We start from the raw sequence: 24,468 nt of genomic DNA, 5'->3' as shown, positions 1-24,468 counted from the left end.
GGTAGTAGCCTGCGGACCAGGGGCCACACGGGCCGATCGCCGGTTCCCCGCGAAACCCTCATGCACACCCAGGGAATGCGCTTTTTGTGATTTGTCAATTAGACGTCTATACGTCTATTGACGGAGGCAGGTCGCGCCACTAGTCTGCAGTTGCTGCGCCGCAGCAGTCCATGAATCCGGAGAGTTTCCATGAGCAAACGTTCCAGCCCGATCGCCCCGGCATGGCTTCCCGCTGCGGTGCTGCTGGCCCTGGCCGGCAATGTCGCCGCGCAGGACGCCGCCCAGCCCGCGCCGGCCAAGGCCAAGAACCTCAGCGAGGTGATCGTCACCGGTACCCGCTCCGACAGCCGCACCGAGAGCAGTTCGCTGACGCCGATCGACGTGGTCTCGGCCAAGGTGCTGCAGCAGACCGGCACCACCGACCTGCCGACCGCGCTGGCACGCATCATCCCCTCGCTGAACTTCCCGCGCCCCGCGGCCGCCGATACCGCCGACACCCAGCGTCCCGCGCAGCTGCGCGGCCTTTCTCCCGACCAGGTGCTGGTGCTGGTCAACGGCAAGCGCTGGCACCCGGGCGCGATCCTGCTCAACAACGGCGTGATCGGCCGCGGTTCGCAGCCGGTGGATCTCAACACGATCCCGATCTCGGCCATCGACCACATCGAGGTACTGCGTGACGGCGCCTCGGCGCAGTACGGCTCCGATGCCATCGCCGGCGTGATCAACATCATCCTCAAGAAGGGCGCCAGCGGCGGCGGCGTGGAGGTGAGCGGCGGCCAGTATTCGGCCGGCGACGGCCGCCAGTGGCAAGGCTCGGCCAACTTCGGCATTCCCCTGAGCGGCGACCGCGGCTGGCTGCGCTTCGCGCTGGAAAGCGGCAACGAGGACCACACCAACCGCGCCGGCCCGGACAACCGCTCGCCGGCATGGGCGGCGCTCGGCGTCAATTTCCGCCAGGGCGACCCCTCGGTGCACAGCAACAACCTGCTGCTCAACGCGCAGTACGACATCACGCCCAACGTGGAGTTCTACGCCTTCGGCCATTTCGGCAAGCGCAACAGCACTTCGCCGGCGTTCTTCCGCTACGGCACGAACGCGCCGACCCCGAACAACCCGCTCATCGCCGGCGTCTACCCCAACGGCTTCCTGCCGCTGGAACGCTCGGACTCCAACGACGCATCGCTGGTGGCCGGCCTGCGCGGCACCGTCGATGGCTGGCGCTGGGACGTCAGCGGCAACTACGGCGGCAACCGCGTCCGCTACGAGACGTTCAACAGCCTGAACTACGCCTACCTGCATGACTTCGGCACCACGCCGACCACGTTCCGCGACGGCATCCTGAAGGCCACGCAGCAGTCCTTCGACATCGACGTCGCCAAGGACTTCCGCCCCGGCTGGCTGCCCAACCCGCTCACGGTGGCCTTCGGCACCGAGTACCTGCGCCAGACCTACCGCATCGTGGCGGGCGACCTGCCTTCCTGGTACGTGGGCACTTCGGGCAGGTCCGGCGGCGCGCAGGGCTTCGCCGGCTGGCAGCCGGCCAACGCGGTGAACGCCGCCCGCCACGACGTGGCCGAATACCTCGACTTCGAGACCAACCTCACCGACAAGCTCGGCACCTCGCTGGCGGTGCGCCACGAGAACTACTCCGACTTCGGCAGCACCACGTCCGGCGCGTTGTCCGCGCGCTACGACTTCACCGACCGCTTCGCTCTGCGCGGCGGCGCATCCACCGGCTTCCGCGCGCCGTCGCTGGGGCAGGAGTACTTCTCGCAGATCTCGTCGCTGTTCTACGGTGCCGGCGCCCTGCCCGGTCTCCCCGCCGGCATCTACAACCGAGGCCTGGTGCCGGTGGGCAGCCCGATTGCCACCCTGCTGGGCGCGGAAGCGCTGAAGCCGGAGAAGTCGAAGAACTTCACGCTGGGCGCGGTGTGGAACCCGATCGACGCGCTCAACCTGAGCCTGGACCTGTACCAGATCAATATCCGCAACCGCGTCGCGCTGTCCGGTGCCATCTCCACCACCACCCCGTCGGTACTCAACTATCTGGCGGCCAACGGCATCAGCAACCTCGACTACAGCAGCATCAGCTACTTCACCAATGCCGCCAACACGCGCACCCGCGGCGTCGACTTCGTGGGCACCTATCTCGCCGACCTGGGCAGCGCCGGCACCCTGACCACGACGCTGAGCGCGAACTACAACCAGAACAAGGTCACCAGCGTCAAACCCAACCCCGCGGTGCTGGCCAACCTCGGCGTGAGCTTCACGCGCCTCAACCGCCAGGACATCAAGGGCTACCTCGCCAATTCCTCGCCGCGCAGCAAGCTGATCCTCGGCGAGCAGTACGACATCGGCAACTGGGGTTTCGTCGGCACGCTCACCCGCTACGGGAGCTACACCAGCTACGTGAGCAGCCTGGCCAGCTACAACCCGGCGAAGGGCATCGTCGACCAGACCTTCAGCCCCAAGTGGATCCTCGACCTGGCGGGCAACTACCGCTGGCAGGGCTGGACCTTCACGCTGGGTGCGGACAACGTGCTGAACACCCACCCCGACAAGAACATCGCCAACAACAACAACCGCGGCACGCTGCCGTACTCCACCTTCTCGCCGTTCGGCTACAACGGCGCCTACGTCTACGGCAAGGTGGCGTACCGCTGGTAAGCAGCTGCACCGAAAGGCCCGAAGCCCCGGCCATGCCGGGGCTTCCTTAGTTTTGCGGGCGTCGCCAGGCGCAAGCGCGACGGCTGCGAAGCCCGCTACCGGAAGAAGGAACAGCGCCGGCGCGAGGGCGACAAGACGGTGCTCGACCTCGGGTGAGCCCCGGCGGGGCCGGGATCGCGGCGGCGTCCTGCGCCACGACCTCGGCCGGCCGCCGGCGTTTCCTCACCCCTTGCGGAACACCAGGTGCCCGCCTTCGGCGGTAACCTGGACGGTATCGCCGGACTGGAAGCGGCCCTCGAGGATTTCCCTTGCCAGCGGGTTCTCCAACTGCTGCTGGATCGCCCGCTTCAGCGGCCGCGCCCCATAGACCGGGTCGAAGCCGACGTTGCCGAGCAGCGCCAGCGCGTCGTCGCTGACCGACATCTTCAGCTGGCGCTCGGCCAGGCGCTGCTCCAGGTAGGCCAGCTGGATGCGGGCGATCGCGCGGATCTGCGTCTTGTCCAGCGGGCGGAACACCACGATCTCGTCGAGCCGGTTGATGAACTCCGGGCGGAAGTGCGCCTGCACCACGCCCATCACCGACGCCTTCATCTTGGTGTACTGCTCCTCCGCGTCGCCGCCGTCGTCGGATGCGTCCTGGATCATCTGCGAGCCCAGGTTCGAGGTCATCACGATCACGGTGTTGCGGAAGTCCACGGTACGGCCCTGGCCGTCGGTGAGGCGGCCGTCGTCGAGCACCTGCAGCAGGATGTTGAACACGTCCGGATGCGCCTTCTCCACCTCGTCCAGCAGGATCACGCTGTACGGCCGGCGGCGCACCGCCTCGGTGAGGTAGCCGCCCTCCTCGTAGCCGACGTAGCCCGGCGGCGCGCCGACCAGCCGGCTCACCGAGTGCTTCTCCATGAATTCGCTCATGTCGATGCGCACCATCGCATCGGTGGTGTCGAACATGAACTCGGCCAGCGCCTTGCACAGCTCGGTCTTGCCCACGCCGGTGGGACCGAGGAACAGGAACGAGCCGTTCGGCCGGTTCGGATCGGACAGGCCCGCGCGCGAGCGGCGGATCGCGTCGGACACCGCGTGCACCGCTTCGTCCTGGCCGACCACGCGCTTGTGCAGTTCGTCCTCCATCTTCAGCAGCTTGTCGCGCTCGCCCTCAAGCATCTTGCTGACCGGGATACCGGTCCAGCGCGCCACCACCTCGGCGATCTCCTCGGCGGTGACGCGGGTCTGCACCAGTTTGAAGTCCTGCGTCTCGGCGGCCTGCGCCGCGGCCAGCTGTTTCTCCAGCGCCGGCAGCTTGCCGTACTGGATTTCGCTCATCTTCGCGTAGTCCTGCCGGCGCTGGGCGGCATCGAGCTCCTGCCGCGCCTGCTCGATCTGTTCCTTCACCTTGGTCGCGCCCTGCAGCGCGGCCTTCTCGGACTTCCAGATCTCGTTCAAGTCGGAGAACTCGCGCTCGAGCTTGCCGATGTCGGTTTCCAGGTCGGCCAGGCGCTGCTTCGACTCGCTGTCCTTCTCCTTCTTCAGCATCTCGCGCTGGATCTTCAGCTGGATCAGCCGGCGTTCGAGCCGATCAAGCTCCTCCGGCTTGGAGTCGATCTCCATGCGGATGCGCGAGGCCGCCTCGTCCATCAGGTCGATCGCCTTGTCCGGCAGCTGGCGGTCGGCGATGTAGCGATGCGACAGCGTGGCCGCGGCGACGATCGCCGGGTCGGTGATCTCCACGCCGTGGTGCACCGCATAGCGCTCCTTCAGCCCGCGCAGGATCGCGATGGTGTCCTCCACACTCGGCTCGCCCACGAAGACTTTCTGGAAGCGGCGCTCGAGCGCGGCATCCTTCTCGATGTACTTGCGGTATTCGTCCAGCGTAGTGGCGCCGATGCAGTGCAGCTCGCCGCGCGCCAGCGCCGGCTTGAGCATGTTGCCGGCGTCCATGGCGCCTTCGGCCTTGCCCGCGCCGACCATGGTGTGCAGCTCGTCGATGAACAGGATGATCTGGCCTTCGTTCTTGGCCAGGTCGTTGAGCACGGCCTTCAGGCGCTCCTCGAACTCGCCGCGGAACTTCGCGCCGGCGATCAGCGCGCCCATGTCCAGCGCCAGCACGCGGCGGTCGCGCAGGCCCTCGGGCACCTCGCCCTTGATGATGCGCTGGGCCAGGCCCTCGACGATGGCGGTCTTGCCCACGCCGGGCTCGCCGATCAGCACCGGGTTGTTCTTGGTGCGCCGCTGCAGCACCTGGATGGTGCGGCGGATCTCCTCGTCGCGGCCGATCACCGGGTCGAGCTTGCCCGACTCGGCGCGCGCGGTGAGGTCGATGCAGTATTTTTCCAGCGCCTGGCGCTGTTCCTCGGCGTTCTCGCTCTGCACCTTCTCGCCGCCGCGCAGCTTCTCGATCGCCGCTTCCAGATGCGCCTTGGTCGCGCCGGCTGCCTTCAGCGCCGCGCCCAGCTCGCCCTTGTCCTCCAGCGCCGCCAGCACGAACAGCTCGCTGGCGATGAACTGGTCGCCGCGCTGCTGCGCCAGCTTGTCGGTGAGGTTGAGCAGGCGGTTGAGGTCGTTGCCGAGATTGACGTTGCCTTCCTGCCCGCTGACCTTCGGCAGGCGCTCCAGCAGGTCGTTGACGCGCTGGTTCAGCAGCGGCACGTTGACCTGGGCCTGGGTCAGCAGCGGCGCGGTCGAGCCGCCCTGCTGGCCGAGCAGCGCGGCCATCACGTGCACCGGTTCGAGCATGTTGTGGTCGCGGCCCACGGCCAGCGACTGCGCGTCGGCCAGCGACTGCTGGAAACGCGAGGTGAGTTTGTCCATCCGCATGAGTAGGCCCCCGCAAGAGGTGGAAGATTCCGGCGGACGATGCCGCCACTGCCCGGCTAAATGCGGACAACGGGGAGCGATTCAAGCAAACGACGCGACGACGCGGCGTCAAGGGCCGGCCGCGGCTCAGCCGTCGGCCAGCCAGACCAGGCTGGCGAAGCGGCCGCTGCGGGCGCCGTCGCGGCGGTAGGAGTAGAAACGCGCGTCGGCCAGCGTGTCGTAGTCGCCGCCATGGATGTACCGCACGCCGGCCGCCTGCAGCCGGCGCCGCGCCAGCGCGGCGAGGTCGCAGCGCCAGTGGCCGGGCCGGGTCGGCACGAAATGGGCGGCGGCCGCGGCATCGGGGGCCACGAAGGCCTCGCGCACCTCCTCGCCCACCTCGTACGAAGCCGCGCCGATGCACGGCCCCAGCCATGCCAGCAGCCGCACCGGCGGGGTTTCCAGCTGGGTCAGGGTGGCCTCCAGCACGCCGGCGGCCAGCCCGCGCCAGCCCGCATGGGCCGCGCCGATCTCGCTGCCGTCGGCAGCACAGAACAGCACCGGCAGGCAGTCGGCGGTGAGAATGGCCAGCACCGTGCCGGGAATGTGCGACACCGCCGCATCCGCCTGCGGCTCGCTCGCGCCGGGCAGCGGCCCCAGCTGGGCCACGCCGACCCCATGCGCCTGGTGCAGCCAGCGCGGCGCGGACGGCAGGCGCAGTGCCTGCTGCAACGCGCTGCGGTTGGCTTCGACCGCATCGATCGAATCGCCGCTGCGCAGCCCCAGGTTGAAGCGGTCGAACGGCGCCGCCGAGATGCCCGGCCCCTGCCGCGTGGTGATCGCCGCATGGACCCGCGACGGGGCGGGCCAGTCGGGGAAGATCCAGGTATCGGTCATGGTTTCAGGGCATGGGAATGGGGAACGGCAAGCATCGCACATGCGCCGGCGGCGTTCCCCGCAGTTGCCGTCAGTAATGGTCCGGGCCGTGCTCGGCCAGGTCCGCGCGCAGCGCCTCGATCAGCGCCTGCTGGTCGGCCGGCCGCTTCGCGTCGAACGACAGCGCCTCGCCCGTGGCCGGGTGGACGAACGACAGCTTCTCGGCGTGCAGCGCCTGCCGGCGGAAGCCGCGCAGCGCGGCGGCCAGTCCCGTGGTGGCGCCCTTGGGCAGCTTCAGCCCGCCGCCGTACAGCGGGTCGCCGACCAGCGGGTGGCCGATGTGCGCCATGTGCACCCGGATCTGGTGGGTGCGGCCAGTTTCCAGCTGGCACTGCAGCAGGCTGTGCGCGCGGAAGCGCTCGCGCAGCCGGTAGTGGGTCACGGCATGCTTGCCGTCCTCCTCGTCGCGCACCGCCTGGCGCAGGCGATCGCCCATGCTGCGGCCGATCGGCGCGTCCACCGTGCCGCCGGCCACCAGCGTGCCCAGCACCACCGCCTCGTACTGGCGCTCCACCTCGTGCCGCGACAGCAGGTCGACCAGCGCGGTGTAGGCGGGCAGGGTCCGCGCCACCACCATCAGGCCCGAAGTGTCCTTGTCCAGCCGGTGCACGATGCCCGCCCGCGGCAGCTCGGCCAGCCTCGGGTCGTGGTGCAGCAGCGCGTTGAGCAGGGTACCGGCCGGGTTGCCGGCGCCGGGGTGGACCACCAGCCCGGCCGGCTTGTCCAGCACCAGCAGGTGCGCGTCCTCGTGCACGACCGCCAGCGCGATGTCCTCCGGCGCGCTGGATACCTCGTTTTCCAGTTCCACCTGCAGGCGCACACGCTCGCCGCCGCGCAGCAACTGCCGCGGCAGTGCCGGCGCGCCGTCCAGGGTCGCCGCGCCGGACTTGATCCAGCCACTGAGCCGCGAACGCGAGTAGTCGGGGAACATCTCGGCCAAAGCCTGGTCGAACCTGCGTCCCGCCGCGCCCAGCGGAACTTCCGCCTCGTGCCGGACCGTGGTCATGCCGTCCACCGCGGCCGGCGGCCGGTTTCGGCTATCATGCCTTTTCGCTCAAACATCCGAATTCCTTCCTTATGCGCCCAACGATCGACCCGCCCAAGCTGCCGATGTCCCCGTTGCCTGTCTTGAAAGTGCTTGTGGTGCTCATGCTCGCCGTGTCGATCGGCGCGTGCTCGATGTTCAAGTCCAAAGGCGATTCGATCGACACGATGCCGGTGGACGCGCTGTACAACAACGCGCACAACTCGCTGGAAAACGCCGACTACGCCGCCGCCACCAAGGCCTACCAGCGCCTGATCGCGCGTTTCCCGTCGGGCGACTACAACGAACAGGCCCAGCTCGAGCTGGCCTATGCGCAGTACAAGGACAACCAGCCGGATGATGCCCTGTCGACCGTGAACCGCTTCATCAAGACGTATCCGGCCAACAAGCACGTCGATTATGCCTATTACCTGCGCGGCCTGATCAACTTCGACCGCACCAGCACGTTCATGGAGCGCTACATCCCCCGCTCCACCGCGAACGCGCGCCGCGACCAGGGCTACAACCTGCAGTCGTTCGACGACTTCTCCGAGCTGTCGCGCCGCTTCCCGGACAGCGCCTACACGGCCGATGCGCGCCAGCGCATGATCTACCTGCGCAACGTGCTGGCCCAGTTCGAGATCAACGTGGCCGAATTCTACCTGCGCAACAAGGCCTATATCGCCTCCGCCGATCGCGCGCAGTACGTGATCGAGCACTACCAGCAGTCGCCGCAGACCGGCGACGCGCTGGCCATCCTCAGCCGCAGCTACCTGGCGCTGGACCAGAAGGCGCTGGCCGACCAGAGCCGCCAGGTGCTGGCACTGAACTACCCGAACCACCCCTACCTGACCGACCCCAAATGGCCGCGCGCGCCCTCCACGCTGCGCAAGCTGGTGCCGTTCTCGGGACACCATTGAGGCGGGGCGCGCAAGCGCCCCCTACGGGATTGGGGATTCGGATAAGCCGGATCCCGCGCTGCCCCGCTCTTACGAATCCCCAATCCCCAATCCCATCACCTCCAGCCGGAGGTGATGGGATAACGCCGCTCGCGGCCGAACGCGCGGGTGGTCACCCGCGGTCCCGGTGCCGACTGGCGGCGCTTGAACTCGTTCAGCAGCACCAGCCGCACCACCCGGCGCACGGTGTCGGCGCGGAAACCCTGCGCCACGATTTCCGCCTGCGACTGCTCGCCCTCGATGAAGCGCGCCAGGATCGCGTCCAGCTCGTCGTACGGCGGCAGCGAATCCTGGTCGGTCTGGTTGTCGCGCAGTTCAGCCGATGGAGCGCGGTCGATGACTTCTTCCGGGATTGGGGATTGGAGATTCGGGATTCGGAGAAGCTCGTTCTCGCGGGACTGCTGCTCTTCCCGAATCCCGGATCCCGAATCCCGAATCCCGTTCCTCCAACGCGCCAGCCGGTACACCACGGTCTTGTAGACATCCTTCAGCGGTGCGTAGGCGCCGCACATGTCGCCGTACAGCGTGGCGTAGCCCACCGCCATCTCGCTCTTGTTGCCGGTCGCCAGCAGCAACAGGCGGTGCTTGTTGGACAATGCCATCAACATCGTGCCGCGGATGCGCGACTGCAGGTTTTCCTCGGTGGTGTCGGCCGGCTTGCCGGCGAACGCCGGGGTCAGCGCATCGAGGAAGGCCTGGCAGGTCGCCTCGATCGGGATCACGTGGTAGGCCACGCCGAGCCGCTCCGCCTGGGCGCGCGCGCCGTCCAGCGACAGCTGCGAGGTGTAGCGGGTGGGCATCATCACCGCGGTGACCCGCCCGGCACCCAGCGCGTCGACCGCCAGCGCCAGGGTCAGCGCCGAGTCGATGCCACCGGACAACCCCAGCAGCACGCCGCCGAAACCGTTCTTGTCGATGTAGTCGCGGGTGCCGCGCACCAGCGCGGCATACAGCACGGCCTCGGGCGCCTGGTCGGCGGCGACCGGCCAGTCTTGCGCCGACAACGTGCGCGTGGCCGGATCGAATTCGGCCCACAGCAGCGCATCGACGAAGGCCGGCGCGCGCGCAGCGACCGAGCCGTCGCCGTTCACCAGCAGCGAGCCGCCGTCGTAGACCACCTCGTCCTGGCCGCCCACCAGGTTGAGGTAGGCGACCGCGCAGCCGGTTTCGCGCGCCCGCGCCTGCAGCACTTCCTCGCGCTCGGCCTGCTTCGCGCCATCCCACGGCGAGGCATTGATCACCAGCAGCAGCTCCGCGCCTTCGGCCGCCGCCTGCGCGGCGGGTTCGGGCTGCCACACGTCCTCGCAGATCAGCAGGCCGATCCGCACTCCGTCGACCACCGCGGTGGTCGACTCGTGGCCGGGGCGGAAATAGCGCTTGTCGTCGAACACGCCGTAGTTCGGCAGCGCCTGCTTGTGCGCGGTGCACTCCACCCGGCCGTCGCGCAGCAGGCTGGCCGCGTTGAACACCTCGCCCTCGCTGTGCGGGTGGCCGACCAGCGCGGCGATGCCGCGGGCCGTCGTCGCCAGCGCGGCCAGCTCGCCGGCGCAGGCAGCCAGGAAACTGGGCCGCAGCAGCAGGTCCTCCGGCGGGTAGCCGCTCAGGGTCAGCTCGGGAAACGCCACCAGCGCGGCGCCGCCGCCGCGCGCACGCGCGATCAGCTCGCCGGCCTTCGCGGCATTCGCCGCCACCGCACCGACTGGAAAATCGAACTGCGCAAGCGCGAAGCGTAGGGAGGGCATGCCGACGAATCCGTGTTTCGGGGTAGCTCCCTATGATACCCGAGGCGCCCGCGCGCCCCCGGGCATCAGCCTATCCGCCGGGCCAGCAACAGCGCCGCCAGCGCGAGCATGAGGACGCCCACGGCCACGTCGAACAGCCGCCATGCCACGGGGCTGCGGAACACCGGCAGCAGCGCGCGCGCGCCGTAGCCCAGCGAAAGGAACCACAGCACGCTGGCCGTGGATGCGCCTCCGGCGAATGCCCAGCGGCCGTCGCCGTCGTACTGGGTGGACAGGCCGCCCAGCAGCACCACCGTGTCGAGGTACACGTGCGGGTTGAGCAGGGTGAAGCCCAGGCAGGCGAGCACCACGCGCCGGCGGCTCCCCGCGCCGTCGCTGGCCGGTTGCAGGCCGCTCTCGCCGCGCCAGGCGCGCCACAGCGCCAGTGTCGCGTAGGCGGCCAGGAACGTCGCGCCGGCATAACGCAGCCATTGCAGCAAGCCGGGATGCTGCTGCACCGCCAGGCCCATGCCCGTCACGCCCAGCAGGATCAGGCAGATGTCCGCCAGGATGCACACCAGCACCACGGCAGCGACGTGGTTGCGCTGCAACCCCTGCCGCAGCACGAAGGCATTCTGCGCGCCAATAGCGACGATCAAGCCCGCGCCGGCGCCGAGCCCGGCCAGGTAAGCCGAAGTAAACATGCGGATGCCCTCGGGAAAGGCGGCCACTCTGGCGCAGGCCCGTGCTTCAGTAAAACTAAATATCCTTAAGTGTGTTCAGTTTTGCTAATGTGCTTGAAGACGTCGCCGTGGAAGCGTGCCCGCTGCACGGGCGCGGCGACGGATGCCCCGCTCCGGCGGCCGGTCGCGCAGCGGGCGAATTCCTCCACACTGGCGGGTACCGCCCATGAGCCTCCTCAATCCGCAACTCGCCGCCTTCGCCGCCGTGCTCGAGGAGGGCAGCTTCGACGGGGCCGCCCGGCGGCTCTCGCTGACGCCGTCGGCGATCTCGCAACGGATCAAGGCGCTGGAGGATCGCCTGGGCCAGGTGCTGCTCCTGCGCCGAGCGCCTTGCACGGCCACGGCCGCCGGCGAGCGGCTGTTGCGCAGCGTGCAGCAGATGCGGCTGCTGGAGGCCGAAACGCTGGAGGCCTTCCACGTGGAGCCGGCCAGCGCCGGGCCGGGCTCCGTCGCAATCGCCGTCAATGCCGATTCGCTCGCCACCTGGTTCGTATCCGCGCTGGCGGACCTGCACGCGCAGCACGCGATGCTGTTCGACGTGCGCGTGGAAGACCAGGACCATTCCGCCAACCTGCTGCGCGACGGTTCGGTGCTCGGCGCCGTCACCGCCATCGCCCGGCCGGTGCAGGGCTGCAGCGTGCAGAAGCTGGGCGTGATGCGCTACCTGCCGGTCGCTTCGCCCGCCTTCGTCGAGCGGCACTTCGCGCGCGGCGTCGACGCCGCCTCGCTGGGCAGCGCGCCGATGCTGGTGTTCAACCGCAAGGACACCCTGCAATGGCGCTTCATCCATGGCGTGACGCGCGCCCGGCTGGCGCCGCCGATGCATTACCTGCCCTCCGCCACGGCCTTCGTGGAAGGCGCGGCGCTCGGCATGGGCTGGGCGATGGCACCGGAGAGCATGCTCGGGCAACCGTTCGCCGCGGGAACGCTCGAGGCGATCGTTCCCGGCCGCTGGCTGGACGTGCCGCTGTACTGGCAGCACTGGTCGATCCGCTCCGCCACGCTGTCGACGGTGACCGCGATGCTGCTGCGCGCCGCCCGGCAGGGCCTGCGAAACCCACAGCGGGCCTGACCGCGGAGCCGCGGCAAAGGAAAAGGGCCGCGTCGCCGCGGCCCTTTTCCGGTCGGTCGCGTCGACCCGGTTACTTCTTCATCAGCTTCGCGAGCGTCTTGCCCAGGTCGGCCGGCGACTTCACCGTGGTGACGCCGGCCTTCTCCAGCGCGGCGAACTTCGCCGCGGCGGTGCCCTTGCCGCCGGAGATGATCGCGCCGGCGTGGCCCATGCGCTTGCCAGCCGGGGCCGAGGCGCCGGCGATGAACGACACCACCGGCTTGGTCACGTACTCGCCGATGAACTCGGCGGCGTCTTCCTCGGCGCTGCCGCCGATCTCGCCGACCATGATGATGCCCTCGGTCTGCGGGTCGTCCTGGAACAGCTTCAGGCAGTCGATGAAATTGAGGCCGTTGATCGGGTCGCCGCCGATGCCGATGCAGGTGGACTGGCCCAGGCCCTCGTTGGTGGTCTGGAACACCGCTTCATAGGTCAGCGTGCCGGAGCGCGACACGATGCCGACCTTGCCCGGCTGGTGGATATGGCCCGGCTGGATGCCGATCTTGCATTCGCCCGGAGTGATGATGCCGGGGCAGTTCGGCCCGATCAGGATGGTTTCCGGATGCTGCGCCAGCACGTTCTTCACGCGCAGCATGTCGAGCACCGGGATGCCCTCGGTGATCGCCACGATCACGCGGATGCCGGCGTCGACCGCTTCCAGGATGGAGTCGGCCGCGAACGGCGGCGGCACGAAGATCACCGACGCGTCGGCGCCGGTTTCCAGCACGGCCTCATCGACCGAGTTGAAGACCGGCAGGCCGATGTGCTCGGAGCCGCCCTTGCCCGGGGTCACGCCGCCGACGACCTTGGTGCCGTAGTCGAGGCACTGCTGCGCATGGAAGGTGCCCTGCTGGCCGGTGAAGCCCTGCACGATCACCTTGGTGTTTTTGTTGACCAAAACGCTCATGGGAATGTCCTGTGTTCGTGTAGGAGCGCACCCTGTGCGCGATCGCTCTTCGTCACGTGACGGAAAGCATCGCGCACGAGGTGCGCTCCTACATGGTTATTTGGCTGCGGCCACGGCTTTCTGCGCCGCGTCGTTGAGATCGTCCGCCGGCGTGATCGCCAGGCCGGAATTGGCCAGCAGTTCGCGGCCCTGATCGACATTGGTGCCCTGCAGGCGCACCACCACGGGAATCTTCAGCCCGACTTCCTTCACCGCCGCGATGATGCCCTCGGCAATCAGGTCGCAGCGCACGATGCCGCCGAAGATGTTGACCAGGATGGCCTTCACCTTGTCGGAGGAAAGAATCAGCTTGAACGCCTCGGTGACGCGCTCCTTGGTGGCGCCGCCGCCGACGTCGAGGAAGTTGGCCGGCTCGCCGCCCGCCAGCTTGATCACGTCCATGGTGGCCATCGCCAGGCCGGCGCCGTTGACCATGCAGCCGATCGAGCCGTCCATCGTCACGTAGTTGAGGTTGTTCTGCACCGCGGCCGCCTCGGCGGCGTCTTCCTGGGTGAGGTCGCGCATCGCGGCCAGGTCGGGGTGGCGAAACTCGGCGTTGTCGTCGGAGTTGACCTTGCCGTCCAGCGCGGCGAGGTTGCCGTCGGCGAGGATCGCCAGCGGGTTCAGCTCGACCAGCGACAGGTCCTTCTCGTTGAACAGCTTGTACAGGCCCAGCATGATCCTGGTCAGCTGGTTGACCTGCTTCGCGTTGAGATCCATCGCGAAGCCGAGCTGGCGGCACTGGTAGGGCTGCAGGCCCTCGACGAAGTCCACCACGATGGTGTGGATGTCCTCGGGGGTGTCCTTGGCGACCTGCTCGATGTCCACGCCGCCGTGCTTGGAGGCGATGAACGAGACGGCCTTGGAATCGCGGTCCACCAGCACCGACAGGTACAGCTCCTTGGCGATGTCGGTGGCGTCGGTGACCAGCACCAGGTTGACCGGCAGCGCGCGCCCGGCCGACTGGTAGGTCTCCATGCGCGTGCCCAGCATGCCCTTGGCGGCGGCGCGGACGTCGTCGAAACTCCTGCAGAACTTCACGCCGCCGGCCTTGCCGCGGCCGCCGGCGTGGATCTGCGCCTTGACCATCCATTGCGTGCCGCCGAGCGCCTTGGCGGCATCGACGGCGGCGTCGGGGGAGTTGGCGATCTTGCCCGGCGGCACGGCAATGCCGTACTGCGCGAACAGTTCTTTGGCCTGGTATTCGTGGAAATTCATTCGATACCTCGAGCGAACGGGAAACGGGTGACGGCCGCACGCGGACACAGCAGCGTGGGTCAGGAGGTCGGACAGCGGATGAATGCGCCGCCGGGATGCATGCGCCTGCCATACAACCGGCAACATCTACGCAACATGGCCGCCTATTTTCGCGGAAGCGGGCGCCGATGGAAAGTGTCGCCCGCCCGGAAGCCCGCGTGGCGCGGTTTCATGCGCTTTCGGCCGCTCCGCACGGCGCCGGCCGGCCCGTCTATACTCGCCGTGAACCGTCGGGGACGCTCCAAAAATCCATCCAGCTGCAGGCGGCACGATGTCCAGCACACCCTCTCCAACCAGCGCGCGCGCGGGTACCGCGACGGTTCGCCACGAGCTGTCTTTCCTCAATGCCTTCCGGCTGGTGCAGGCGCTGGTCTACGTCGGCCTGGCCTTCAGCCCGCCGGGCCTGAGCTGGCCGCAGCTGGCCGTGCCCGACTTCGCCCGCGGCATGGCCATGCTGTACCTGGTGTTCGCGCTGCTCATGCTGCTGTTCAACCGGCGCAGCATGCCGTACGCGCGAGCGGTGGTGGCCTCGACCCTGGCCGTGGACATCACCGCCGCGGTGCTGGCGATCGTCGCCATGCACGACGCGCGCATCGGCATCGCGATGATGCTGGCGGTGAACCTCAGCGCCGGCGCGCTGATCCTGCCGCTGCGGCTGTCCAGCTTCTTCGCCGCGCTGGCCACGCTGGGCATGCTCGGGCATACCTTCTTCGGCAAGTCGGCCGAGAGCCCCGGCGACCGCGACCTGCTCGAGGCCGCGCTGTTCGGCCTCGCCTACTTCGCCACCACCACGCTGTGCCACGTGCTGGGCCGGCAGCTGCGCGCCACCGAGGCGCTGGCCGAGCAGCGCAGCACCGACCTGGCCAACCTGGCCCAGGTCAACGAACTGATCATCCGCCGCATGAAGACCGGCGTGCTGCTGGTGGACGATGCCAACCGCATCCACCAGATCAACGAGTCGGCGTGGATGCTGCTGGGCAACCCCGGCGCCGACCAGCGCGACCTCGGCCAGCTGGCGCCGGAACTGTCGCGCCGGCTGTACCACTGGATGACCTCGGGCAAGCTGGACGAGACCGCCACCCAGCTCGCCGACGGGGTGCCCGAGGTGGTACCGCGCTTCACCCGGCTGGCGCCGAACGACGACTCGCACGTGCTGATCTTCCTCGACGACACCTCGCTGCTGTCGCGCCGCGCCGAGGAACTCACGCTGACCTCGCTGGGCCGGCTGTCCGCCTCGATCGCGCACGAGATCCGCAACCCGCTGGCGGCGATCCGCTACTCGGCGCAACTGCTCGCCGAGTCCCGCAGCATGGACGCCACCGACCAGCGCATGGTCGAGATCATCAACAACCACTGCATCCGGCTCAACGAGATCATCGAGAACATCCTGCAGCTGTCGCGGCGCGAACGTTCGCGCCCGGAGACGCTGGACCTGGGCCACTGGGCGAAGAACTTCGTCGACGAATACCAGCAGGGCAACGACCTCGGCGCCGACTCGCTGCGCGCGATCGCCGGCAGCGGCAGCCCGGTGGCGGCGGTGGCCGATCCGCAGCAGCTGCAGCAGGTGGTGTGGAACCTGGTGCAGAACGCGCTGCGCTATGGCCGCCTGCCCGGCGAACCGGCGCGGGTGATGGTGGTCACCCGCCAGGGCGAGCACGGCGTGCCGATCCTGGAGGTGATCGACCGCGGCCCCGGCATCGCGCCGAAGGTGGCTGCGCAGATCTTCGAGCCGTTCTATACCACCCACGAATACGGCACCGGCCTGGGCCTGTACCTGGCCCGGCAGATGAGCGAGGCCAACCAGGCCGCGCTGGAGTACGTGCGCGTGGCCGGCGGCGGCAGCTGCTTCCGGCTGGTGCTGACGCCGCCGGCGCGCAGCCCGGCCGATCCCGCCGAGACCGCCGAAGCCGCCGCGCGCTGAGCCGCCCTCAGGTCGAACGCAAGATCAGGCTGACCGGCAGGGATTCCGAGCTGGCCGGTTCGCCCTCGATCAGCGCCAGTACCTTGCGCGCCAGCAGCATGCCGCCTTCCTGCCAGTCCTGCCGCACCGAACTCAGCGGCGGCAGGAAGCTGGCGCCGAGCGGCATGTCGTCGTAACCCACCACCGACACGTCGGCCGGCACCGAGCGCCCCAGGTCCAGCGTGGCGCGGATCGCGCCCATCGCCAGCAGGTCGTTGCAGGCGAAGATCGCGTCGAAGCCGACCTTGCGCTGGTGCAGCGAGCGCACCGCATCCATGCCCGAGTCCATGGTGAACTCGTCGCGCCGCATCAGCAGCGGCTTGATCCCGCGCACCGCCAGCGCGTCGATGAAGCCGTTCAGGCGCTCGAAGATCTCCGGGTGGCTGGGATTGCCGATGAACACCGGGCGGCGCCGGCCAAGCGCGATGAAGTGCCGTGCCACCACCGCGCCGCCGAGGCGATTGTCGCTGCCCACCACCACATGCGTGTCGCTGGCCGACTGCGCGCCCCACACCACCATCGGCAGGTTCAGCTTGTCGAACCGGCGCACCGCGTCCTGGTGCGCGCCCTGGCCCAGCAGGATCAGCCCGTCGGCGGCCTGCACCGCCGCCGCGCTGGCGCCCTGGCGGGTGGTCAGCAGCACGCTGTAGCCGGCCGCGGTCAGTTCCTGCGAGATGCCGCCCAGCAGCACCAGCGGGTACGGATCGAACATGGTGCGGTCGGTGGACGGCTTCATCTCCACGATCACCGCCACGGTATGGCTGCGGCGCAGGCGCAGGTTGCGCGCGCTGATATTGAGCTTGTAGCCGTGCTCGCGCGCCAGCGCCTGGATCCGCTCGCGGGTTTCCGGATTGACCAGCGGGCTGTCGCCCAGCGCCCGCGAGACGGTGATCTTGGAAACCCCGGCCAGTTGCGCCAGGTCGGCCATGGTCGGGCCGCCCGACGCGTGCCTGCGCGTGCCCTTCTTGCTCAACTATCCGATTCCCTGTTGGTCTGGCCGATCCGGTGACGTGGCGCCGCCGGGCTGCGGCAATGGCCGGCACCGGCGCCTGCAGTGTGTCGACATTCGCCTTGCCGATGCAACCTCGCCCCGCGCGCCCGCCGGCAGCACGCCGAGGCAAGCGGAAAGCACGCACCCATGCCCTTCTCCCTCGCCCCGGAACGGTTTGGGCAAGTCTGCCACATCAAATGTTATCGGTATCTTGATACCGATAACATTTGATGCCAAGCTCCCCGCCAGCCGGGTGCGGGACGGCCCATGCCATGCGAATCGGGGAGATTTATCGTGGAACACCAGATGACGGCAGCAGCGAGCGTCGATGCCCGGCCGCCCGAGAGGCAGGCCGTGGACGATCCGTGGCTGCTGGTCCGCCATGGCACCGACCCGGCCGGCTTCGCCCGGGACGAGAGCCTGTTCGCCCTCGCCAACGGCACGCTCGGCGTACGCGGCAACCTGGAGGAAGCCGACAGCGCCAGCCAGGCCACCCTGCTGTCCGGAGTATGGGAACGCACCCCGATCGAGTACCACGAGCGCTTTCCCGGTTTCGCCAGCCATACCGACACGCGCATCCCGGTCGCCGACGCCACGCACATCCGGCTGCGCCTGGGCGACACGCCGGTGCGGCTGGACCAGGGCGAATGGCTGCAGTTCGAGCGCATCCTCGACCTGCGCCACGGCTGCTACCGGCGGCGGCTGCGCTGGCGCTCGCCGCAAGGCGCCACGTTGGAGATCGAGGCCGAACGCCTCGTCAGCCTGGCGGAGGCCGGGCTGCTGGCGATCCGCTACCGCGTGCGTTCGATCGACTACCGCGGCCCGGTCACGCTGGAGTCGTCGATCGGCTGCGGGCGCGAGGCCGTCGGGCAGGGCGATGACCCGCGCATCGGCAGCCGCCTCGCGGGCGGCCTCACCACTTGGGCCGCGCAGGCGAACGAGGCCTCGGCCTGGGTCGGCCAGCAGACCACCCACAGCGGCATCCGGCTGGCCTGCGTGCAGCGCCACGAACAGGCCGCCGGCCTCGTCTTCCGCGACGCCGGCCGGACCGCGGATGGCGTGATGCAGGCCTATGCCGGCACGCTGGCGCCGGGCCAGAGCGTCGGCCTGGACAAGTACGTCGCCTACGCCTTCACCGCGCCATTCGCCACGGATTCCGCCGACACCCTGCCGGCCCGGGCCGAGGCCACGCTCGCCGCGGCGATCGCACTCGGCTACCCGGCCCTGCTCGAACGGCAGGCGCGGGTGCTGGCCGGATTCTGGGCGCAGGCCGACCTGGCCATCGCGGGCGACCCGGCGACCGAGCGGGCGCTGCGCCTCAACCTGTTCCACCTGTTCCAGTCCAGCGGCCGCGACGGCCACAGCAGCACCGCCGCCAAGGGACTCACCGGCGAGGGCTACGAAGGCCACTACTTCTGGGACGCCGAGGCCTTCATGCTGCCGGCGCTGGTCACCCTGGCCCCGGAACTGGCGCGCGCCATGCTGGCGTACCGCTACCGCACGCTGGGCCATGCGCGCCGGCATGCGCGTGAACTCAATCATCTGCGCGGCGCGCTGTACGCCTGGCGCACGATCAGCGGCGACGAATGCTCCGCGTACTTCCCCGGCGGCTCGGCGCAGTACCACATCAACGCCGCGGTGGCGTGGGCGGTCCGCCTCTACGTCGACGCCAGCGGCGACCAGGCGTTCCTGCTCGAATGCGGCGCCGAGATGATCTTCGAGACCGCGCGCATCTGGCTGGAGATCGGCCACTTCAATCCGCGCCGCGGCGGCGCGTTCTGCATCCACGAGGTCACCGGCCCGGACGAGTACTCCGCCCTGGTCGACAACAACCACTACACCAACCGCATGGCGCAGCGGCACCTGCGCGACGCGGCGGCCACCGCCGAATGGATGGCGCTGAGCCACCCGGCCGACTACGCCGCGCTGGCCGCACGGATCGGCCTGCAGGCCGACGAGCCGGCACGGTGGCTGGCCGCGGCCCAGGCGATGCACCTGCCGGTGGACGCCGCGCTGGGCATCTTCCCGCAGGACGACGGCTTCCTCGACAAGCCGCGGCTGCCCGCCGCGCTCGCCACCACGCCGGACAAGCGCCCGCTGCTGCTGCGCATGCATCCGCTGGGCATCTACCGCCACCAGGTCTGCAAGCAGGCCGACGCGCTGCTCGCCCTGATGCTGGCCGGCGAGCAGGTGGACGTGGCCGCCAAGCGGCGCAACTTCGACTACTACGAAGCCATCACCGTGCACGACTCCACCCTGTCCGCCTCCACCTTCGCGGTGATCGCGGCCGAGGTGGGCTACGCCGACAAGGCGCATCGCTATTTCCTCGACACCTTGCGGGTCGACCTGGACGACCTGCACGGCAACGCGGCGCACGGCCTGCACATGGCGGCGATGGCCGGCAGCTGGCTGGCGCTGACCTGGGGCTACGGCGGCCTGCGCGTGCACGATGGCCTGCCCGCGCTGGCGCCGCGGCTGCCGGCGGCATGGCGCAGCTACCGCTTCGGCCTGCGCTGGCGCGACGCGCACCTGCGCGTGGAGGTCGACGGCGACGGCGTGCGGTACACGCTTACCGAAGGCAGCGCGCTCACCTTCCTGCACGACGGCCTGCCGCAACGCCTGCATGCCGGCCAGCCGCTGCGCCTGCCCTGCGCGGGCGTCGTCGCGCCGACGCCGTTGAAGGCAGTGGTGTTCGATCTCGACGGCGTGCTCGCCGACACCGCCGTGCTGCATCGCGCGGCGTGGCAGCAGCTGGCCGACGAGATCGGCGCGCCGCTCGACGAGGCCACCGCCGGGCGCATGAAGGGCGTGGACCGCCGCGGCTCGCTGGACATCCTGCTGGAGCGCGCGCCGCGCTCCTACAGCGAAGCGGAGAAGGTAGCGCTCGCCGCGCGCAAGAACAGCTACTACGTCGAACTGATCGGGCGCCTCGGCCCGCAGGACCTGCTGCCCGGCGCGCGCGCCGCGGTGGAGTCCGCGCGCCGCGCCGGGCTGAAGACCGCGCTGGCCTCGGCCAGCCGCAACGCGCCGCAGCTGCTCGACCGGCTGGGCATCGCCGCGCTGTTCGACTACGCGGTCGATGCCGGCCGCATCGCCCGCTCCAAGCCCGACCCGGAAATCTTCCTGGCGGCGGCGAGCGGGCTGGGCGTGGCCCCGGAGGAATGCCTCGGCGTGGAAGACGCCGCGGCGGGCATCGCCGCGCTGCACGCGGCGGGCATGGCGGCGGTCGGCATCGGCCGCGCCCAGGAGCTGGACAAAGCGGATGTGCTGTTGCCGGACATTGCCGCGTTCGACATCAGCCGTTTCATTGCATGAGCGGCCATTCCGCGCGGCCGGCATGGGCTGCGCGGCGAAAATAATCCAATCCAACTATTGGTGGGGAGTGACGTAAATGAAGAGCAAGCAGCTGTCCAGACTGAGTCTTCCGGTGGCGATAGCCGCCATCCTGTTCTGCGGCACGGCCATGGCCCAGGACACCACGCCGGCGCAGGGCACCCAGGCGCCGGCGAGGAAGAGCACGGCCCAGCAGAAGAAGGCCGATGTCGACCAGGCCAAAAACCTCGAGCAGGTGGTGGTAACCGGCAACACCGCCACCGGCGGCCTGAAGAAGATCGACACCAGCTACTCGGTCACCGCCGCCTCGGCCGAGCAGATCAAGATGGCCAACCCGAAGAGCACGGCGGACCTGCTGAAGATCTCGCCCGGCATGTGGCCGGAATCCACCGGCGGCCAGACCGGCGCCAACATCGAGATCGCCGGCTTTCCGGGCGGCGGCGACGCTCCCTATTTCTCCACCCAGCTGATGGGCTCGCCGCTGTACGGCATGCCCACGCTGTCGTTCTTCGAAACCACCTCGATCTTCCGCCTCGACGATACCGTCGAGCGCGTGGAGATCCTGCAGGGCGGCCCGTCGGTGGTGTTCGGCGACGGCCAGATCGGCGCCACCGCGAACTTCATGCTCAAGACCGGCACCGACGTGCCCGGCGGCAGCGTCGGCGTCACCTACGGCAGCGAGAACCTGCGCCGCGTCGACGGCTTCTTCGGCTTCCCGATCGCCAAGAACTGGTACGGCAGCGTCGGCGGCTTCTGGCGCACTTCCGACGGCGTGCGCGACCCGCAGTTCGCCGCGGACAAGGGCGGTCAGCTCACCGCCACGCTGAGCCACGACAGCGACAACGGCAGCATGACCCTGTACGCGCGCCAGCTCAACGACCGCAACCAGTTCATCACGCCGATCCCCCTGCTCCAGCACGGCACCGACCAGTTCAGCGCCTACCCCGGCTTCGACCCGCTGACCGACACCTACTACAGCAAGGCGATCCAGCACGTGCACCTGCCCGGTTATCCCGGCGGCGGCACCGACGCCAACCTGGCCAACGGCCGCGGCACCAAGTTCAGCTTCTTCGGCGGCAACTTCGACTACGACCTGGGCAACGGCTGGAACCTGTCGGACAAGTTCCTGCTCGACGGCGGCGACGTCGACACCAACGCGCTGTTCTCGGGCAACAACCCCGGCCGCATGAACGACATGCTGTACACCGATACCGCGAGCATGGGCGCCTTCAACCTGCCCGCCGGCTCGGCCACCGCCAGCTACGTGAACGGCGGCGGCGCGGTCGACCCGAACCAGAGCGTGATCCACCAGGGCTGGTGGTACATCCACAAGCACCTGAAGAACATCAGCAACGACTTCCGCCTGAGCAAGGAGCTGTTCGAGGGCAACACGCTCACCGGCGGCCTCTACGTGGCCCACTACACCATGGACGACAAGTGGGCACTGGGCAACCAGATGCTGATGACCAACGCGCCCAACGCGCAGCCGATCCGGGTCAGCTACATCGACAACGGCCAGACCAAGTACCTCACCGACGGCCAGGGCTTCCTCGACTACGGCGGCTACAACATCGCCCAGCACGGCGACGCCACCAACAAGGCGTTCTACCTGTCCGACGTGTGGCGCATCGGCAAGTGGTTGATCGACGTGTCCGGCCGCATCGAGAACGAAAACGCCACCAACAACGTCTGCAACCTCACCAACGTCAACCTTGACGGCAACCCGAACACGCTGTACGACAACAGCGTGCCGGTGTGCAACGGCACCTACGCGCAGACCCGCTATGACAAGACCCACCCGTCGTGGACCGTCGGCGTGAACTACGAGCTGGCCGACAACATGAGCGTCTACGTCCGCGCCAACCGCGGCGCGCACTTCGGCGACTTCGACAACGCGCTGCGCGGCAACACCACCGGCAATACCCCGCCGCTGCAGAAGGTGCAGAACTTCGAGGGCGGCTTCAAGTACCAGTCCGACCTGCTCTATGCCGATATCAGCGTGTACCACCGCCAGTTCAACGGCCTGACCTACCAGCCCACCAACAACCAGGGCGTGCCGGTCGGCGCGCAGGCGCTGTACGGCTCCGACTCCAAGGGCGTGAACCTCGCCGGTGCGGTCACGCCGTTCGAGAACTTCAAGGTGCAGGTGGTCGCCAACTACCTCGACGGCCACTACTCGCACAACAACTCCTGTTTCCTGTACACCGACCTCGCCAGCGGCTCCACCCAATGCATCGGCATCAACGGCAAGCAACTGCAGCGCCAGCCGAAGGTGCGCTACATGCTCACGCCGAGCTACCGCCTGCCGTTCGCCTGGGGCGATATCACCGCCTTCGTGACCTACACCCACGTCGGCCCGCACACCCAGGACCAGTCCGGCCTGCAGCAGCTCGGCAGCTACGACACCTGGGACTTCGGCATCGTCGCCAACGTGGAAAAGAGCTGGCAGATCCGCCTGCAGGGCACCAACATGACCAACGAACTGGGCCTGACCGAGAGCAACTCGCGCATCTTCGGCTCCGCCGCCGGCACCGATGGCGTGATCCTCGCCCGCCCGATGGAAGGCCGCGAGGTCAACGTGACGGTGAAGTACCTGTTCTGAGCCTGGGCTTGTTGCAGGGCGCGCGGTCCGGGTCGTACCCCCAAGAGCGACCCGGATCGCGCTTTTTCCGAAACTTCATGCGCTGCGGCGCCGGGGGTGACATGAACCGAATCCGCATGATCCTCGCGCTGGCGCTGATCTACATGATCTTCGCGATCCTGCTCAACAGCGTCGGCACGGTGATCCTGCAGTCGATCGCCACGTTCGGCATCGACAAGCCCACGGCCAGCGCGCTGGAGCGCTACAAGGACCTGACGATCGCGTTCACCTCGTTCCTGGTCGCCTCGTTCCTGCCGCTGTTCGGCTACCGGCGCTCGATGATGCTGGCGCTGGCCATCGTCGGCGGCGCCTGCATGCTGATGCCGCTGTACCCAAGCTTCCTGGCCACGCGGCTGCTGTTCGCCTGCGTGGGGTTCTCGTTTGCGCTGGCCAAGGTCGGCGTGTATTCCTCGATCGGCCTGCTCACCGCCGACAAGACCGCGCACTCGCGGCTGACCAACACCATCGAAGGCCTGTTCATGGTCGGCGTGCTCGCCGGGAACTGGATCTTCAGCGCCTACATCGACCCGGCGAGCCCGGGCGACCCGGTGTGGTTCAACGTGTACTGGCTGCTCGCCGGCGCCTGCGCGCTGACGATCGCGCTGCTGGCCGCCAGCCGGATGGACGAAAGCGCCGCCCACGCGCAGGGACACAACAATTCGTTCACCGGCGCGGTCATGGAGATGCTGCGCCTGTTCGTGCGCCCGCTGGTCTACGTGTTCCTCGCCTCCGCCTTCCTGTACGTGCTGATCGAGCAGAGCTTCGGCACCTGGCTGCCCACCTTCAACAACGAGATCCTGAAGCTGCCGAACGCGATGAGCATCCAGTTCGCCAGCATCCTCGCCGGGATGACCGCGCTCGGCCGCATCGGCGCCGGCTTCGTGCTCAAGCGGGTGCGCTGGTACGCGCTGCTCAACGCGTGCGTGCTCGGCATGGGCGTGCTGGTGGTCGCGGTGTTGCCGCTGGCGCGCGGCGTGGTGGCGCGGCCGGACGTCGGCTGGTTCGACGCGCCGCTCGCGGCGTACCTGATCCCGCTGCTCGGCCTGCTGATGGCGCCGATCTACCCGGTGATCAACTCGGTGGCGCTGAGCTCGCTGCCCAAGCCGATGCACGCGGCGATGACCGGGCTGATCGTGGTGTTCTCCGCGCTCGGCGGCACGCTGGGCTCGTACATCACGGCGCGGGTGTTCGCCAGCTTCGACGGCATCCACGCGTTCTATTTCTCGCTGCTGCCGATGACGCTGATCCTGGTCACCTTGTTCCTCTTCAAGCGCGAGACCGATCGTGTCGGCGCCGCTGCCCCGGCGGCGATCCGGCTCGCCGCGAAATAGCCTTCCGCCCGGAACGACCATGAAACCCCGCATCGACCGCGGCGCCGACGGCAAG

15 protein-coding genes are annotated in these 24,468 nt (G+C 68.8%); 7 read left to right on the top strand and 8 right to left on the bottom strand.

The genetic code is table 11. The features are described from left to right. The first annotated feature begins 189 nt into the window (after nucleotides 1–189). Entirely contained in the window at nucleotides 190–2,667 is a 2,478-nt protein-coding gene (locus tag AC3WRN_RS04030) for a TonB-dependent receptor plug domain-containing protein (protein WP_492621993.1), read from the top strand. A 222-nt stretch (nucleotides 2,668–2,889) separates the two neighbouring features. Here the strand turns inward: AC3WRN_RS04030 and clpB are convergent, their stop codons facing one another. The 3 genes from clpB to rluD all read right to left on the bottom strand — a co-directional run bounded on the left by clpB (nucleotide 2,890) and on the right by rluD (nucleotide 7,402). Further along, the gene (clpB, locus tag AC3WRN_RS04025) at nucleotides 2,890–5,481 is read right to left on the bottom strand and encodes an ATP-dependent chaperone ClpB (protein WP_492621992.1); all 2,592 of its coding nucleotides are present in this window, start codon (nucleotides 5,479–5,481) and stop codon (nucleotides 2,890–2,892) included. Between the two features lie 126 nt (nucleotides 5,482–5,607). After that, the gene (gene pgeF / locus AC3WRN_RS04020) at nucleotides 5,608–6,357 is read right to left on the bottom strand and encodes a peptidoglycan editing factor PgeF (protein WP_492621991.1); all 750 of its coding nucleotides are present in this window, start codon (nucleotides 6,355–6,357) and stop codon (nucleotides 5,608–5,610) included. 70 nt (nucleotides 6,358–6,427) lie between these two features. Further along, nucleotides 6,428–7,402 carry a 23S rRNA pseudouridine(1911/1915/1917) synthase RluD gene (gene rluD / locus AC3WRN_RS04015; protein ID WP_492621990.1) on the bottom strand — a complete coding sequence of 325 codons (975 nt, stop codon included), beginning with the start codon at nucleotides 7,400–7,402 and terminating at the stop codon, nucleotides 6,428–6,430. A gap of 71 nt (nucleotides 7,403–7,473) precedes the next feature. Here rluD and AC3WRN_RS04010 point away from each other — a divergent pair, with 71 nt between their 5' ends. After that, nucleotides 7,474–8,340 (top strand): outer membrane protein assembly factor BamD, encoded by an 867-nt coding sequence (locus tag AC3WRN_RS04010; RefSeq protein WP_492621989.1) that lies wholly within the window; start codon nucleotides 7,474–7,476, stop codon nucleotides 8,338–8,340. 95 nt (nucleotides 8,341–8,435) lie between these two features. Here the strand turns inward: AC3WRN_RS04010 and AC3WRN_RS04005 are convergent, their stop codons facing one another. Together AC3WRN_RS04005 and AC3WRN_RS04000 are read right to left on the bottom strand one after the other, a co-directional pair. After that, a complete protein-coding gene (locus tag AC3WRN_RS04005) occupies nucleotides 8,436–10,121 on the bottom strand; it encodes an NAD+ synthase (RefSeq protein ID WP_492621988.1) in 1,686 nt (561 codons plus the stop codon). A gap of 65 nt (nucleotides 10,122–10,186) precedes the next feature. Continuing rightward, on the bottom strand, nucleotides 10,187–10,804 hold the full coding sequence (locus AC3WRN_RS04000) for a LysE/ArgO family amino acid transporter (protein WP_492621987.1): 618 nt from the start codon (nucleotides 10,802–10,804) through the stop codon (nucleotides 10,187–10,189). Nucleotides 10,805–11,009: 205 nt separating this feature from the next. On the opposite strand from AC3WRN_RS04000, the gene AC3WRN_RS03995 reads away from it, so the two are divergent. Further along, nucleotides 11,010–11,915, top strand: a complete 906-nt coding sequence (locus AC3WRN_RS03995) for a LysR family transcriptional regulator ArgP (RefSeq protein WP_492621986.1) — start codon at nucleotides 11,010–11,012, stop codon at nucleotides 11,913–11,915. A gap of 70 nt (nucleotides 11,916–11,985) precedes the next feature. On the opposite strand, the gene sucD is transcribed toward AC3WRN_RS03995, so the two are convergent. After that, entirely contained in the window at nucleotides 11,986–12,861 is an 876-nt protein-coding gene (gene sucD, locus AC3WRN_RS03990) for a succinate--CoA ligase subunit alpha (protein ID WP_492621985.1), read from the bottom strand. Nucleotides 12,862–12,957: 96 nt separating this feature from the next. Then, a complete protein-coding gene (sucC, locus tag AC3WRN_RS03985; protein WP_068096503.1) occupies nucleotides 12,958–14,118 on the bottom strand; it encodes an ADP-forming succinate--CoA ligase subunit beta in 1,161 nt (386 codons plus the stop codon). Between the two features lie 310 nt (nucleotides 14,119–14,428). On the opposite strand from sucC, the gene AC3WRN_RS03980 reads away from it, so the two are divergent. Continuing rightward, nucleotides 14,429–16,078 (top strand): sensor histidine kinase, encoded by a 1,650-nt coding sequence (locus tag AC3WRN_RS03980; protein ID WP_492621984.1) that lies wholly within the window; start codon nucleotides 14,429–14,431, stop codon nucleotides 16,076–16,078. 7 nt (nucleotides 16,079–16,085) lie between these two features. Here AC3WRN_RS03980 and AC3WRN_RS03975 read toward each other — a convergent pair whose 3' ends face one another. After that, nucleotides 16,086–17,090 (bottom strand): LacI family DNA-binding transcriptional regulator, encoded by a 1,005-nt coding sequence (locus AC3WRN_RS03975; RefSeq protein ID WP_492621983.1) that lies wholly within the window; start codon nucleotides 17,088–17,090, stop codon nucleotides 16,086–16,088. Nucleotides 17,091–17,414: 324 nt separating this feature from the next. Here AC3WRN_RS03975 and pgmB point away from each other — a divergent pair, with 324 nt between their 5' ends. The 3 genes from pgmB to AC3WRN_RS03960 all read left to right on the top strand — a co-directional run bounded on the left by pgmB (nucleotide 17,415) and on the right by AC3WRN_RS03960 (nucleotide 24,413). Further along, complete coding sequence (pgmB, locus tag AC3WRN_RS03970) at nucleotides 17,415–20,423, top strand: beta-phosphoglucomutase (protein WP_492621982.1); 3,009 nt, start codon at nucleotides 17,415–17,417, stop codon at nucleotides 20,421–20,423. A 76-nt stretch (nucleotides 20,424–20,499) separates the two neighbouring features. Further along, complete coding sequence (locus AC3WRN_RS03965; RefSeq protein ID WP_492621981.1) at nucleotides 20,500–23,043, top strand: TonB-dependent receptor; 2,544 nt, start codon at nucleotides 20,500–20,502, stop codon at nucleotides 23,041–23,043. 101 nt (nucleotides 23,044–23,144) lie between these two features. Next, entirely contained in the window at nucleotides 23,145–24,413 is a 1,269-nt protein-coding gene (locus AC3WRN_RS03960) for an MFS transporter (protein ID WP_492621980.1), read from the top strand. Nucleotides 24,414–24,468 lie beyond the last annotated feature (55 nt).

Source organism: Rhodanobacter sp. FW101-FHT13A11 (assembly GCF_058790335.1).
The sequence above is the reverse complement of the archived record's forward strand: the minus strand, read 5'-3'. Positions and strand labels throughout refer to the sequence as shown.

Bases quoted from the DNA above. Each gene is read 5' to 3' on its own strand.
- AC3WRN_RS04030 (WP_492621993.1), top strand. From the start codon at position 190: ATGAGCAAACGTTCCAGCCCGATCGCCCCGGCATGGCTTCCCGCTGCG.
- clpB (WP_492621992.1), bottom strand. From the start codon at position 5,481: ATGCGGATGGACAAACTCACCTCGCGTTTCCAGCAGTCGCTGGCCGAC.
- pgeF (WP_492621991.1), bottom strand. From the start codon at position 6,357: ATGACCGATACCTGGATCTTCCCCGACTGGCCCGCCCCGTCGCGGGTC.
- rluD (WP_492621990.1), bottom strand. From the start codon at position 7,402: ATGACCACGGTCCGGCACGAGGCGGAAGTTCCGCTGGGCGCGGCGGGA.
- AC3WRN_RS04010 (WP_492621989.1), top strand. From the start codon at position 7,474: ATGCGCCCAACGATCGACCCGCCCAAGCTGCCGATGTCCCCGTTGCCT.
- AC3WRN_RS04005 (WP_492621988.1), bottom strand. From the start codon at position 10,121: ATGCCCTCCCTACGCTTCGCGCTTGCGCAGTTCGATTTTCCAGTCGGT.
- AC3WRN_RS04000 (WP_492621987.1), bottom strand. From the start codon at position 10,804: ATGTTTACTTCGGCTTACCTGGCCGGGCTCGGCGCCGGCGCGGGCTTG.
- AC3WRN_RS03995 (WP_492621986.1), top strand. From the start codon at position 11,010: ATGAGCCTCCTCAATCCGCAACTCGCCGCCTTCGCCGCCGTGCTCGAG.
- sucD (WP_492621985.1), bottom strand. From the start codon at position 12,861: ATGAGCGTTTTGGTCAACAAAAACACCAAGGTGATCGTGCAGGGCTTC.
- sucC (WP_068096503.1), bottom strand. From the start codon at position 14,118: ATGAATTTCCACGAATACCAGGCCAAAGAACTGTTCGCGCAGTACGGC.
- AC3WRN_RS03980 (WP_492621984.1), top strand. From the start codon at position 14,429: ATGTCCAGCACACCCTCTCCAACCAGCGCGCGCGCGGGTACCGCGACG.
- pgmB (WP_492621982.1), top strand. From the start codon at position 17,415: ATGACGGCAGCAGCGAGCGTCGATGCCCGGCCGCCCGAGAGGCAGGCC.
- AC3WRN_RS03965 (WP_492621981.1), top strand. From the start codon at position 20,500: ATGAAGAGCAAGCAGCTGTCCAGACTGAGTCTTCCGGTGGCGATAGCC.
- AC3WRN_RS03960 (WP_492621980.1), top strand. From the start codon at position 23,145: ATGAACCGAATCCGCATGATCCTCGCGCTGGCGCTGATCTACATGATC.